Source organism: Roseovarius pacificus (assembly GCF_900142665.1).
Lineage (GTDB): Bacteria > Pseudomonadota > Alphaproteobacteria > Rhodobacterales > Rhodobacteraceae > Roseovarius > Roseovarius pacificus.
The window spans coordinates 25,697-38,994 of sequence record NZ_FRBR01000001.1; the positions used below are offsets into that span (position 1 = coordinate 25,697).

The window sequence follows — 13,298 nt, forward strand, 5'->3', positions numbered from 1 at the left end:
CACTCCAGTTCCCCGAGTGTACATATCCCGATTCCCCCGGCCTTAGATGGGTAAAATCCGATCTTGGCAGAAAACCGCCACCATTGAATCACTTTATTTGCTCGGCCTGTCTCAACTCTTGTTCCAGTGCTTTTTCAACAGCCCCGCGCGGGCGAGTCAAGCGCGCCAGGAGATCGTATAGAATTGGCGTCACGACCAGCATCAGGAGTGTGGCGAACAACAGACCGGCAATGATCACGGTGCCGATCGCATTGCGGCTTTCAGCCCCGGCCCCCGTGGCCAGAACCAGGGGCAGGGCGCCAAGAACGGTCGAAACCACGGTCATGATGATTGGCCGCAACCGCAGGACCGAGGCCTGCAAGACTGCATCGCGCACTTCCAGCCCCTCGTCGCGCAGCTGGTTGGCGAACTCCACGATCAGGATTCCGTTCTTGGCGACCAGACCGATCAACAGGATGATCCCGATCTGACTGTAAACATTGATCGACAGCCCGCCGATGGCCATCGCATAGACTGCGCCCGCCACGCCAGCCGGAACGGTCAGCAGGATTGTGATCGGATGCAGGAAACTCTCGAACTGGGCGGCCAGTACCAGAAATACGATCAATACTGAGAGGCCAAAGACCAGCCCCACCCCGGCGGACGTATCTTTGAATGTGCGCGATTGCCCTTCGTAGCCAAGCGTGGCTTCGGCAGGTAATATTTCGGCAGCTGCCATTTCGACTTCGTTCAGGACCGTGCCCAGATCGGCACCGGGGGCCAAAGCCCCGGACAACTGGATCGACGGTAAGCGGTCGAACCGGCGCAAAGACGAGGCCGCGGCGTTTTCGGTTACGCTTACCAAGGCCCCGAGAGGCACCAGAGTTTCCCCGTCACCGGAACGCACAAAGATATTGTTGATATCGGAGGGCGTGCGGCGATCCGCCTGTTCGGCCTGTGCGATCACCGGATATTCGCGTCCGCGGCTGACAAAGGTCGTCACCTGCCGCGAGGCCAGCATCGTTTGCATCGTATTGGCGATGGTATCCACGGAAATGCCGAGATCGTCGGCGCGTTCGCGGTCGATGGTCACGTCGAGCTGCGGCAGGTTCTGTTCGAAATTGATTTCGGGATTGACGAGCCCGTCGATGGTTTCGGCCCGGTCAAGCAATTGCTCCGACCAGCGTTTGACGCTGTCGAAATCCGGCCCGCCGACGATCACCTGGACCGGAGTGGAATTGCCCCTCAGGCCCAGCCCGGCTGGTGTGACGGGGAAGCCCCGTGCGATCGTCAACTGCTCCATTTGCGGTGAAATGCGACGAACGACATCGGACACGGGCAGGTTGCGTTCTTCCCAGGGGGCGAGACGAAACACCACAAAGGAACGCCATGCACGATTGCCCCAGCCGGTAAAGGTGAAAACGGTCTCGATTATGCCTTCCTCGCGCAGCGGGGCAAGAATGGCCTCGACTTGCCGGGCGGCCTGATCCGTATAGGCCACGGTACTGCCCTGTGGTGCGGTCAGCGGTACGAAACCCACGCCGCGATCTTCGCGCGGGGCCAATTCGCGCGGCAGGCTGTCATAGAAAAAATATGCGCTGCCCGAGGCCGCCACTGCGATCACCAGAACCACCAGTGGCATGCGTAAGACACGGGCCAGCAGCGCGGCATAACTTTTCTGCAACCAGCCGCGCGGTGCGTATTCGTCAGAAGGGGCTACGCCCGTTCCAGCCTTGAGCACCTTGGAGGCAAGGGCAGGGCAGGCGGTCAGTGCCACGAAGGTGGAAATCGCGACGGTGCCGGCCATGACCCAACCGAATTCGACAAACAAACGTCCCACCTGACCGGGCATGAACGATAGCGGCACGAAGACAGCGATCAGCGTGACCGAGGTTGCCAGCACGGCAAAGGTCACCTGACGTGCACCCCTCAGGCTGGCGACCAGTGGCGTTTCGCCGTTCTCGATCCGGCGCTGAATGTTTTCCAGCACCACGATTGCGTCATCCACCACCAGCCCGATGGCAAGCAGCAGCGCAAGCAGGGTAAGGGTGTTTACCGAAAAGCCCCACACCGCAATCAGGATGATGCAGCCCAACAGCGACACCGGGATCGTGATGGCCGGGATCAATGTGGCCCGGACACTGCGCAGGAACAGCAGGATCACCAGCACGACCAGCGCCAGCGAGATGGCCAGGGCCGTTACCACTTCGCGGATCGAGGCCCCTACAAAAAGGGCATCATCCGATCCGATGATGATTTCCATGCCTTCGGGCAGGGTCGGGGTCAGGCGGGCGACTTCGGCACGCACGGCGTTGGAAATTTGCAGGGTGTTCGACTGGCTCTGCCGCTGGATCGCCATGCCGACCGAATCCCGCCCGTCGCTTCGGGCAATGGTGGTGTCGTTTTCCACACCCGGCTCCACCCGCGCCACGTCGCGCAGGCGCACGGGATATCCGGCCACCCTGTCCAGCACCACGTCGCGAAAGTCTTCGACCCCCGCCAGACGGCTGTTCAGGCGTACCGTCAACTGACGATCCCGCGATTCGACTTCGCCAGCCGGAAGCTCCAGGTTGTTGCGGCGCAGGGCTTGTTCCACATCGGCGACGGTCAGTTTGCGCGCAGCCAATGCCCGCCGGTCCAGCCAGATGCGCACTGCAAAGGACCGGTCACCGTAGACGTTCACATTCGCCACGCCATTAAGTGTCGCCAGGCGATCCACGATAAAACGGTCTACATAGTCGGTGATTTCCGCGGTCGTCATCCGGTCCGACATTACCGCCAGACGCATCACCGGATCGGCATCGGCATCGGCTTTTTCGACCTCGGGCTGGTCGGCGTCTTCTGGGAGATCGTCCAATACCCGGCCGACCGCATCGCGCACGTCATTGGCGGCCACATCCACGTTCTGTCCCGCCTCGAATTCAATCGTGACGCGCGAGCGGCCCTGACGGCTTTCTGAACTGATCGAACGAATACCCGCAATTGAGGCCACGGCCCCTTCGATGGTTTCGGTAATGTCCGTGTCGATGACTTCGGGGGCAGCACCGTGATAGGTCGTGGTGATTGACACCACGGCATTGTCTACGTCCGGCAACTCTCGTACCGGGACATCCCGCAGCGCCCCGAGGCCGAACACGATTAGCAAGAGGCTGGCGACAGCGGCCAGAACGGGACGACGGACAGATATATCCGACAGGGTCATGTGTTGTCGTCCTCGGACTCGGCTTGCGCTGTATTTTCGTTGCCGGCTTCTTCACCGAGAATCTCGACGGGGCTTCCGTCGCGAAGGGTTTGCAACCCCCGGATCACGACCAGATCTCCAACCTCAAGCCCCGCCAACACCGCGACCATACCGTCGCGCCGCTGCCCGGTCATGAGCGGGACACGGCGTGCGGTTCCGTCTTCAACCACGAAGACATACGTTTCAGCGGCCTGAAACACCAGGGCCTCTTCGGGGACGACGACACGCTCGGCTTCGGACAGGACCAACTCCAGCGACATGAACATACCCGCGGGCAGCGTGCCTTCGGGATTTGGCAGGATGGCGCGCGTGCGGAACGAACGGCTCACCGGGTCAATCCGGCTGTCCTTGGCTTCGATCCGACCCTCGAATTGTTCACCGGGGAACGCTGCGCTGGTGGCCGTCACGATCTGACCCATCGAAACCTGTGCGAACAGGGTTTCGGGCAATGCGAATTCGATCTCGACCTCGTCGAGATCATCCAGTTTCGTGATCAATGTGCTTTGATCCACGCGCGCCCCGGTGTCCACGTTGCTGAGGCCAACGATCCCCGCGAATGGCGCAGTGATTGTGCGTTCCTCCAGATGCCGGGCTGCCCGGTCCAACTGAGCCAGGGCTTCGGCCCGACGTGCCTCGGCCTCTTCAAGGGTCGCTTCGGCGGCTGCGTTGGTGCGGCGCAGCTGCCGGATACGGTCAAGGGCTTGCGTACGCTCCTTGAGACGGGCCTCCGCCTCGGCAAGATCGGCGCGTGCGATGACATCGTCCAGACGGACCAGCACCGCGCCCTGTTCAACCTTGGCACCGGGTGTGATCGCCAGTTCCACGATCCGGCCTTCGGCTTCGGGTACGATCTCGATGGATTGCCTGGCGCGTGTGGTTCCGACGGCTTCGACCGTATGGCGCAGCGTTGCGACGCTTGCTGCGGAGACTTCGACTATGGTCGAACTGCCGGTCATTTCTGCATTGTCGGCGGAAACGGATGTGTCAGAACGGGACAGATAGCGTTGATATCCCTCGTATCCGCCGTAGGCCAAGGCCCCCAGCAGACACAGAAGGAAGAGTTGTTTCCATACAGACACGCAGACAATCTCCAAACCAGCCCGCAGCGGGATGCTTGCGGGTCTACTGGAGGTTATAGCAGGAAAAAGCGATGACAACTCACAAAGCGTTGTCAATGACACTTAGCAACCTTATGGTTGTGGAGCTGGATACGAGCATCGCCTTATCATTGTGTCAGGCGGCAGATGTTCCTGACAGCGACCGCAATTGTTCGACGGTCGATGCCCAGACATCCGCAAAGCTCTCAAGTTCCTTGCTCAGGGTCTCGTGATCGCCATGTCGTGCTGCGGACTCGGCATGCGCGAGCAGGCCCTGAACCCGGAGCGCGCCGAGAACGGCACCGGACCCGGCGACACGATGTAGAAAATTGGCCGTGTCGGTGTCGGCGGCCAATTGCCCGGATTGAATTCGTGCTATGATAGTGTCGCCCTCATCGACAAAGGACTGCACCAGCGCGTCAAGCCGTTTTGGGGAAATGGCCGCCCGCATGTCTTCGTAGATATCGGAAACCAATGGTGCCGCAGAGTCGGCTTGGTCATTTTTCTTGCCCATGATATCCCTGAGCCCGTCAAGGCCGAGGGGCTTGGTGCGTACTTCGTCTATGCCGGCCTTACGCATGGACGGCCATAATTCCATGGAATAATGGGCGGTCAATGCCACGATACGTGCTTTCGCCGCGCCGGTTCCGGCCTGTCGAATCTGGCGCGCTGCTGCGATTCCATCCAGCCCGGGCATGTTGATGTCCATGAGGATCAGGTCGAATGTTCTGTCGCGGGCCAGGGCGACACCTTTGGCGCCATCATGAGCCAGCGTTACCGAATGACCATCCAGACGCAGCATCTGTTGCAGGACGAACCTGTTCGTTTCGTTATCTTCGACCAACAGAACGGCCATAGGTGGAGAGGGGCGCGCGGCGCGCATTTTGATCTTGGTACTGCTGTCCGCAATAACCGGGGACCGGCCCGGCAGCGGCAGGCGCACCCAGAACAGGCTGCCTTCGCCCTCGATGCTTTCCGCGCCGATCTGCCCGCCCATCAATGTGACGAGGTTGCGCGCGATGCCCAATCCAAGGCCCGTTCCCTGAACGGGATCGTCACCCGGTGTCGGTAAGCGGACAAAGTCATCAAAGATACGTGGCAGATCCGATTGGGAAATCCCGATCCCCGTATCGGATACCTGAAATTCAACGATATTCGGCTGATCACCGTCGGACCTGCTTGCCTCGAGCGTTATGCGCCCCTCCCGAGTGAATTTGATGGCATTCGAAATGAGATTGAGCAAAATCTGTTGAACGCGTTCCGGGTCTCCAAACGCCATGCCGAGTGGGTTTTTTCGCGGGATTTGTTCCAAAGTGGTGTTATGCGCCTGCGCCTCGGATCGCTGACTGAACATCAAATCCTCCAGCATCCGGTCCAGATCGAACGCGACTGGCGACATGGCGAGTTCAAGATCATCCGCTTGCGTGACATCCAGAGTGTCATCGATTTGATTGAGGAGAATTTGGCCGGAGGATTTCATGACTTCCGCGTATCGCCACTGCTCGGGACTGAGTGCTGTTTCTTCCAGCAAATCCAACGTGCCGAGGATGCCGTGCAGGGGCGTGCGCATCTCGTGGCTGATACGGGCCAGAAAGGTGGCCTTGGCGCGTTCGCCGGACAGCGCCTTGTCGCGTGCGGCCATGACCTCGGCTTCGGCACTGAGACGATCCGAAATATCACGGAGAAAACAAATGCAGACGTTATCGCCGGATCGCGATGCTATATTGGCGGATAGTTCGATCGGAAACCAAACCCCGTCCGCCCTGCGGGCCATGGATGCGGCAACGCGGCCAGGTCCGGAGCCGCATGAATCGACCAGTTCCTGCCCGGTCACAGGCATCACATTGCCGTCTGGCTGTTGCCGGCCAAGGATATCCGAAATAATCCGAGAAGGGTGAGCGGTATCCGGATCGCGCGTTTGACTAAGGCCGAAAAGGGTGCGGGCGGTATCGTTGGTATCGACGATTTCACCGTCCGGACGAAAAACGACAATCGCATCTTCCGAGGTGTTCAGAATCGTTGCCAACCGATTGAGGGTAACCCGGTTTTCAAGCGCGCGGGTTCGATAAAGCCGGTACAGTCGCCACAACAGGAATGCGAGAGACAGCAAGGTTATCAACAGCAAAAGGCTGAGAGCCGTTAACTGAACCAGCTTGTTGGTAAGTGCGGCACGTTCGGCTTCGTTGCGATCCGCATCAATGGCGATGCCGGCACTGGACATTCGCCGGATGGCCGGTGTCAATCCGTCGATTGCGTTTTTTGCCCCGAGGTGCCGAGCCAGAAATTCGTCGTCACCGGCATCGAAGATCGGAATTAGTTGTTGCAGCACATCCTGAACGTCCTGAAGTTGTCGTTCCGCTTCGGTTCCGTTCAGCGCGCGGCTGTAGGTCTGACTTTGCCGAATGGTATTGATCCGGCTGTAAAATACGTCGAACCGTGATCGTGCATCGTTAATTCTTTGGGGCGTGGGGCTGTCCAGCCTCTCCAGCGCAGCGGACAACTTGACCTGTTCGACCTCGATCTGGGCCATGGTCCATTCGATATTGTCGACCGACGAACTGCCATATTCTTCGAGCTTGAAGAAAACCTGTATCGTCAACAGGCTGGTAGCGAACAAAAAACCGAGGGAAAGTGCGCCTAACAGTATCAGTTGCGCCCGGCGGCGCATCAGACGGCTGAAAAACGGACTTAAGAGGGTCACATTGAGATCCACCAGGAACGATAATATCTCGTGCTAGCGCGAAATGCTGATACGGTCCAGTTGCCAGATACTGCGCGAATAGTAGGTCTCGGATCTGTATTCGGGGTCTGAATCATAATCGTAGACAAGCCAGAGCGGCCCATTTTCGCGTGCCGTCATGACATTCCCGTTCCGTTGATACGCCAGCAGTGCACCCTTTGGCTCTATCTGTTCGATCGGAAAGCTGACACGATAATCATTGATCGCCTGCAACTCGATAACGCCACTGGTGATTTCCAGGTGTTCCAGCAAGGTGGACAACCAGACGCCCGAGAACACCTGTGGTCCGTTCGTCCAGATGGTTGTGGTCGCGAATTGCGTGACGGGCAGGGCCTGCAGGTCTTTGAGTGTCAACTCGACATGATGTGTTTCGGAGTCGCCATCGTCGATGTCTATGAACAATACCACCGTATCGGGTTCTGAGCGAACCGGGGTCACGTATGCGGTTGCCAAAACGCATGCGAACAGAAGAAAACCTGCCAGAATCCGGGTCAATGAATAGCCCCCTCAACTCGAATAAAACGTGCATCGCGTTATACTTACATAGATTATAGTGCTGAAAACCGCACCATGTCCCTATGCAACCGGATAGGTAGGGCCTAGAGTGGATCGCGAATTGGCTTATAAGTTCGGCGACTCCGTCAAAGAGGGCCCAATGAAAAAAATACTGATCGCCGATGATCATGATTTGGTACGCGAAACCATCGCGGATTATTTGCGCCAACAAACAGACATTGAAATCGAGACTGCCCGCAGTCTTGATGACGCTCTCGCCATAGAGAACAACAATGGCCCTTACGAACTTGTTTTACTTGATTATTCCATGCCCGAAATGGATGGCTTGAACGGTCTGACCCGGATGATTGCGCAAACGACGGGCCCGGTGGCGATATTGTCGGGAACGGCCCCCTCAGGTGTGGCGCAACGGGCGCTGCGCATGGGCGCTGCGGGGTTTGTGCCAAAGACATTGGCGCCCAACGCTCTGGTTGCGGCAGTCGAGCATATGATCGCCGGTGAAATCTATGTGCCCGAGGATGTCGAACTGCAGCGGGGGCGTGGATTGTCAGAGGTCAAGCTGACACCGCGTGAAACCGATGTCCTGCGCCGGTTGACCGATGGTATGTCCAACAAGGAGATTGCGCGCGATCTGGATATCCAGGAAGTCACCGTCAAGCTGCATGTCAAGACCTTGTCGCGCAAGCTGGATGCGCGCAACCGGACGCATGCGGCGATGCTGGCGCGTGATCTCGACCTGTGCTGATGCGAACAGGGCACCTGCAAGACGCCGATTGAAATGCAAACCCCGCGCCGAATGACCGGCGCGGGGTTTTTTCCTGGTACAAAGACATTGTCAGGCGCGGCGGCGGCGGCGCCCGCCAGCGCGGCCGCCACGACCGCCGGCCGCCTCTTCGCCGGGTTTGGCCGGAGCCTTGTTGAACTTGATCCACTCGCCGCCATGTGGGTCGTTGTTGGTCAGGAAGTTGGCGGCGCGAATGGCCTCCATCTCTTTTCCGGGGCGCGGCATGGTCGACCCCAGACCGAACAACTGGCAGAAGGTTTCGTCGTCTATGTCTGCGGGCAGTTCAAGGCCCGTCGCGGCCACTTCGGCCTTTTTGGCCTCGATTTCAGATTGTTTTACCGGTAGGGCCACCGGGTTCATGATGGCCGAGGTCATACCTGCGCCCATCGCCATCGGCAGGAAGGCATTGTTGATGCCGTGACGGTTGGGCAGGCCGAAGCTGATGTTGGAGGCGCCGCAAGTGGTATTCACGCCCAGTTCTTCGCGCAGGCGTCGGACAAGGGTAAAGACCTGCAAACCGGCAGTGCCCATTGCGCCGATCGGCATGACCAGCGGGTCAACGACGATGTCATGGGCGGGAATGCCGAAATCGGCGGCGCGCTCGACGATCTTCTTGGCCACGGCAAAGCGTACATCGGGGTCTTCGGAAATGCCGGTATCGTCGTTCGAAATTGCCACGACCGGCACGTTGTATTTCTTGACCAGCGGCAGAACCAGTTCAAGCCGATCCTCTTCGCCGGTCACCGAGTTCAGCAACGGGCGACCTTCGCAAGCTTCGAGTCCGGCCTTGAGCGCACCGGGCACCGAACTGTCGATGCACAGCGGCACATCGACAAGCCCCTGAACCAGTTCGATCATCTTGGTCATCAGCGGTGGTTCGGTTTCGTTCGGGTTGGGGTTCGAGTTGTAGACGACACCGGCATTCACATCGAGAACGGTCGCCCCGGCCCCGACCTGTGCGATGGCATCTTTTTCGACGGTCGAGAAATCGCCAGCCTCAAGCTCGGCTGCCAGTTTCTTGCGACCGGTGGGGTTGATCCGTTCCCCGATCACGCAAAAGGGCTGATCGAACCCGATAATGGCGGTTTTGGTTTTGCTTTCGACGACTGTGCGGGTCATGTTTTCTTTCTGTCCTTCGCTCAGGATGCGTTTGCGGGCACGGTGGAGGTTCCACCGTGTTCGATGGCCCAGGTGGCGTTGGTCTTGATGCCGCCCAGCGGGAAGAAGTGGACCGACTCGATATTGAAATCGGGGTTGGCGGCCTTGTGGGCGGCCAGATCGGTCAGAACCTCGGTGGGTTCGTAGGGCAGCAGGAGCTTCGACACGTCCATAGCGCGTTTTTGCAGAACTTTCAAAGACGGGCCGACGCCGCAGGCGATGGCGAACTTGATCAGTGTCTGCAATTTGGCGGGGCCGGCGATGCCGATATGGACGGGCAGGGTGACCCCGGCCTCGCGCAGGTTGTCTGCCCAGGCGATGATTGGCTTGGCGTCAAAGGCGAACTGCGTGGCCAGCGCCATCTGCGCATCCGTGCGCTCCGAGAATTTCTGTTTCCAGCGCAGGGCCTCTTCGACGTTTTTCATGCTGCCGTCGGGGTCGATGTCCTTGTTGCCCTCAGGGTGACCGGCGACATGCAGGCGTTTGAACCCCGCCTTGTCGAATTCACCGCTTTCCAGCAATTGCATGGAACTGTCGAACGTGCCGTGCGGCTTGTCCACGCCACCGGCCAGCAACAGGGCCTGTTCGACCCCGGCCTCGCCCTGATAGCGGGCGATCCAGTCGGCGAGAGTGGCCTGATCCCGGATGATGCGGGCGGGGAAATGGGGCATGACGGGATAACCTTCGCGCGCCAGGCGAGCGGCGGTGGCGACCATGTCGTCAATCGGCGTGCCTTCGATATGCGCAATGTAGACGCGCGTCCCCTCGGGCAGAAGATCGCGGAAGGTATCGACCTTTTCGGCCGTGCGCGGCATCACCTCGATCGAATAGCCCTTGAGAAAGGCCTCGACCTGTGGATTCACGGGGGCAGGGGCCGCAGCGCCTGCGTCACGCTTTCTGAAGTTCAACAAAGCCATTGCGGCCTCCCATAGCGATCCGGGTTTCATGCCCAGCCATCATTTGCAATCAGGGCCTTGATGCGCTCCTGATCGTATTCGGCGTCCAACCGGGCCGCTTCGGCCTCGGCCACCTCGGAAGCATCGCCTTCGACCGGATAGGGCGCGGCCTTGCGCCATTCGGCCAGATAGGCATCGGTATCCTGTGCGCCGATTTTCATCGCGGCGCGGTCAATGGCCTGCTCGAACCGTTCGGGAAGTTGCTTTTTCGCGCCCCGGCGGCCCTTGCCGACGATCACCTGCGCGGGAATGTCCCGCCAATATACGATTGTGACGTCAACCATCGCTGATTCCTCTTCCTCAGTGGTCCCTCTGTAATGCAGTCGCATCGACGCGCGGGGACGGTTTTCGACAGAACGCGCGCATCAAGCGACGTTTTCAGAATACTGTCGGGCAGGGCGGGCCGCCACAGCCCGCTGCCGGAAAAGCGTTCATGATGATCGTGACGCGCGGCAGCGCTTGCGCCGCGCCGCCCGAAGCACTACTTTCAACGTAACTCGAAATGGAGGGCGTGCAAAATGGCGCCCAGGCGTCCCAACGGTGCGGGCGCACTCCCGAAACAGGTTGAGAGCCCCGCACTGAGCTCCCCCGGTCCGGCGGACCTTTATGCCGCGCTGGATTTGGGCACAAACAGTTGTCGTATGCTGATTGCCCGGCCCGAGGGCGATCAGTTCAAAGTCGTGGACAGCTTTTCGAAATCTGTTCAGCTTGGGGCGGGGCTTGAGAAAACCGGGCGGCTGTCGCGTTCGGCCATTTATCGTACGCTCCAGGCGCTGCGCGTATGCCAGCAGAAGATCAGACGCCATGATGTGGGTCGTATGCGGCTGGTCGCGACCGAGGCTTGCCGACGCGCAAGCAACGGCAAATCGTTTCTGAGCCGCGTGCGCAAGGAAACCGGCTTGTATCTGGATATCATCAAGCCGCAGGAAGAGGCACAGCTTGCCGTGGTGTCCTGCGCGCCGCTGGTCAACCCCGGAACCGAGCAATTGCTGGTCGTCGATATCGGCGGCGGATCGACCGAACTGGTGTGGATCGACCTGCGCGATGTCCCCGCGCCCGAGCGCTCTCGCGCGATCATGCGAATGCACAGCGGATTTTACCGCACCGACGATGGGCGCCCCGGTGCGCGGGTGGTCGACTGGATCAGTGTGCCGCTTGGCGTGGCCACGTTGCGCGACCAGTTTCACGATGTCGAAGACGACAGTGCACGATTCGCATTGATGAGCTGGTTTTTCGAAGAAAACCTGGCCGAATTCGCGCCATACAAGAATGAGCAATCCCGCGACGGGTTCCAGATTATCGGGACATCCGGCACCGTCACGACCGTGGCCGCCAGTCATTTGGGATTGCGGCGCTATGACCGCAACAAGGTGGACGGGTTGTGCATGACCAGCGACGAGATCGACCTCGTCATTCGGAAATACCTTGCGCTCGGACCGGCGGGGCGGCGGCGTGACCCGAGGATCGGGATGGACCGGCAGGCCTTGATCATGTCCGGTGCGGCGATTCTGCAAGCGTTGTTACGTTGCTGGCCCACCGACCGGTTATCGGTCGCTGACAGGGGGCTGCGCGAGGGGATGCTATATGCGCTGATGTCGGGTGATGGCGCGCTGAAAGATGGACAAGGGTAATGGCGAAACGACCGGACGGCAAGAACACCTCGGGGCGCGGGCAACGTGACCTGACGGTCAAGGTCAAGACGGCGCGGGGGCGTAAATCATCGTCGACACGATGGCTGCAACGGCAGTTGAACGACCCTTATGTCAAGCGTGCACAGGCCGAAGGCTATCGCGGTCGCGCCGCGTTCAAGATCATGGAACTGGATGACAAATACCGGTTCCTCGTTCCGGGCGCGCGTGTGGTTGATCTGGGCTGTGCGCCGGGGGGGTGGTGTCAGGTGGCGGTGCCGCGCGTGAACGCGCTCGGAGAAAAGCAGGGCAAGGCGCAAGGGCGCATTCTGGGGGTCGATCTGCAGGAGGTCGAACCGATCGCGGGTTGTGAAATCCACCAGCTCGATTTCATGGAGGACGATGCCGACGAGAAGGTCAAGGCCTGGCTGGGCGGCAAGGCCGACGTGGTGATGAGCGATATGGCTGCCGCCAGTTCCGGGCACAAGCAAACCGATCACCTGCGGATCATCGCGCTGTGCGAGGCGGCGGCCTATCTGGCATTCGACGTGCTGGAAGAGGGCGGCACCTTCGTATCCAAGGTACTGGCGGGCGGGGCCGAGGGCGAGTTGCAAAAACTGTTAAAACAACGGTTTGCCAAGGTGGCCAACGTCAAACCGCCCGCATCACGGCCCGACAGTTCCGAAAAATTCGTGGTCGCCACCGGGTTCCGGGGCTGACATCGTCCGCATTCCTTATGTGATCGGCGATTGGTCATGCCTGATCGTCAGAGAGCGTACCGCGTCTGCCAGAAATGCCTGCCGTTCCTGCATCTCGCTCAATGTCCTGTGCTGACCGAGGATCAGCCGCGACTGGACATCCCGCGCCATGTTGCGCTGACGGATCAGTTCGAACAGCCGCTCATGGCGGGCTGGAAAGACAGGATGTCCGGGTCGGGTCATGGTTGCCACCTTTCGCAGCAAGGATGCAACATGACCTTTGACAAAGCATTAAGGCCAGAGCGGTGCGAAATTATAGCCCAAGCATGGCAAATCGGGGGTCATTGCCGGCAGCGCAATGCATGATATGGAATGCCATCGACAATCCGGAAGCCGGATAAATGGCGGAGAGACAGGGATTCGAACCCTGGGATCCCGTGAAGGATCAACGGTTTTCGAGACCGCCCCGTTCGACCACTCCGGCACCTCTCCGCGGGGGTC

At 59.7% G+C, this 13,298-nt stretch carries 11 protein-coding genes and 1 tRNA gene; 3 read left to right on the forward strand and 9 right to left on the reverse strand.

All coding sequences use genetic code 11. The annotated features are described in order from the left end of the window. Positions 1–88: 88 nt before the first annotated feature. The 4 genes from BUB53_RS00105 to BUB53_RS00120 form a co-directional block, all read right to left on the reverse strand. Positions 89–3,181 carry an efflux RND transporter permease subunit gene (locus tag BUB53_RS00105; RefSeq protein WP_073031348.1) on the reverse strand — a complete coding sequence of 1,031 codons (3,093 nt, stop codon included), beginning with the start codon at positions 3,179–3,181 and terminating at the stop codon, positions 89–91. Continuing rightward, entirely contained in the window at positions 3,178–4,299 is a 1,122-nt protein-coding gene (locus BUB53_RS00110) for an efflux RND transporter periplasmic adaptor subunit (protein ID WP_073031350.1), read from the reverse strand. Before BUB53_RS00110 ends, BUB53_RS00105 begins: the two co-directional genes overlap by 4 nt. A 154-nt stretch (positions 4,300–4,453) precedes the next feature. Beyond that, a complete protein-coding gene (locus tag BUB53_RS00115) occupies positions 4,454–7,030 on the reverse strand; it encodes an ATP-binding protein (RefSeq protein WP_073031351.1) in 2,577 nt (858 codons plus the stop codon). A 21-nt stretch (positions 7,031–7,051) separates the two neighbouring features. Continuing rightward, positions 7,052–7,552 carry a putative pterin-binding protein gene (locus BUB53_RS00120; RefSeq protein ID WP_073031354.1) on the reverse strand — a complete coding sequence of 167 codons (501 nt, stop codon included), beginning with the start codon at positions 7,550–7,552 and terminating at the stop codon, positions 7,052–7,054. Positions 7,553–7,661: 109 nt separating this feature from the next. Here BUB53_RS00120 and BUB53_RS00125 point away from each other — a divergent pair, with 109 nt between their 5' ends. Next, positions 7,662–8,318 (forward strand): response regulator, encoded by a 657-nt coding sequence (locus BUB53_RS00125; RefSeq protein WP_373285759.1) that lies wholly within the window; start codon positions 7,662–7,664, stop codon positions 8,316–8,318. A 90-nt stretch (positions 8,319–8,408) separates the two neighbouring features. On the opposite strand, the gene BUB53_RS00130 is transcribed toward BUB53_RS00125, so the two are convergent. From BUB53_RS00130 to BUB53_RS00140, 3 genes are read right to left on the reverse strand one after another with little or no spacing between them, the layout of a single operon-like run. Further along, entirely contained in the window at positions 8,409–9,476 is a 1,068-nt protein-coding gene (locus BUB53_RS00130; RefSeq protein WP_073031358.1) for a methyltetrahydrofolate cobalamin methyltransferase, read from the reverse strand. A gap of 20 nt (positions 9,477–9,496) precedes the next feature. Then, on the reverse strand, positions 9,497–10,432 hold the full coding sequence (locus tag BUB53_RS00135; RefSeq protein ID WP_073031359.1) for a methylenetetrahydrofolate reductase: 936 nt from the start codon (positions 10,430–10,432) through the stop codon (positions 9,497–9,499). Between the two features lie 26 nt (positions 10,433–10,458). Beyond that, complete coding sequence (locus BUB53_RS00140) at positions 10,459–10,755, reverse strand: virulence factor (RefSeq protein WP_073031361.1); 297 nt, start codon at positions 10,753–10,755, stop codon at positions 10,459–10,461. Between the two features lie 234 nt (positions 10,756–10,989). On the opposite strand from BUB53_RS00140, the gene BUB53_RS00145 reads away from it, so the two are divergent. Then, the gene (locus tag BUB53_RS00145; protein ID WP_073031363.1) at positions 10,990–12,102 is read left to right on the forward strand and encodes a Ppx/GppA phosphatase family protein; all 1,113 of its coding nucleotides are present in this window, start codon (positions 10,990–10,992) and stop codon (positions 12,100–12,102) included. Continuing rightward, positions 12,102–12,818, forward strand: coding sequence for an RlmE family RNA methyltransferase (locus tag BUB53_RS00150; RefSeq protein ID WP_073031364.1), 717 nt, complete (start codon positions 12,102–12,104; stop codon positions 12,816–12,818). Before BUB53_RS00145 ends, BUB53_RS00150 begins: the two co-directional genes overlap by 1 nt. A gap of 15 nt (positions 12,819–12,833) precedes the next feature. Here the strand turns inward: BUB53_RS00150 and BUB53_RS00155 are convergent, their stop codons facing one another. Beyond that, a complete protein-coding gene (locus tag BUB53_RS00155) occupies positions 12,834–13,040 on the reverse strand; it encodes a hypothetical protein (protein ID WP_073031366.1) in 207 nt (68 codons plus the stop codon). A gap of 159 nt (positions 13,041–13,199) precedes the next feature. Beyond that, positions 13,200–13,289 (reverse strand) — tRNA-Ser (locus BUB53_RS00160). Between the last annotated feature and the right edge of the window lie 9 nt (positions 13,290–13,298).

Coding starts and splice junctions, on each gene's coding strand:
- BUB53_RS00150 (WP_073031364.1), top strand. CDS start 12,102: ATGGCGAAACGACCGGACGGCAAGAACACCTCGGGGCGCGGGCAACGT.
- BUB53_RS00140 (WP_073031361.1), bottom strand. CDS start 10,755: ATGGTTGACGTCACAATCGTATATTGGCGGGACATTCCCGCGCAGGTG.
- BUB53_RS00105 (WP_073031348.1), bottom strand. CDS start 3,181: ATGACCCTGTCGGATATATCTGTCCGTCGTCCCGTTCTGGCCGCTGTC.
- BUB53_RS00145 (WP_073031363.1), top strand. CDS start 10,990: ATGGCGCCCAGGCGTCCCAACGGTGCGGGCGCACTCCCGAAACAGGTT.
- BUB53_RS00155 (WP_073031366.1), bottom strand. CDS start 13,040: ATGACCCGACCCGGACATCCTGTCTTTCCAGCCCGCCATGAGCGGCTG.
- BUB53_RS00130 (WP_073031358.1), bottom strand. CDS start 9,476: ATGACCCGCACAGTCGTCGAAAGCAAAACCAAAACCGCCATTATCGGG.
- BUB53_RS00135 (WP_073031359.1), bottom strand. CDS start 10,432: ATGGCTTTGTTGAACTTCAGAAAGCGTGACGCAGGCGCTGCGGCCCCT.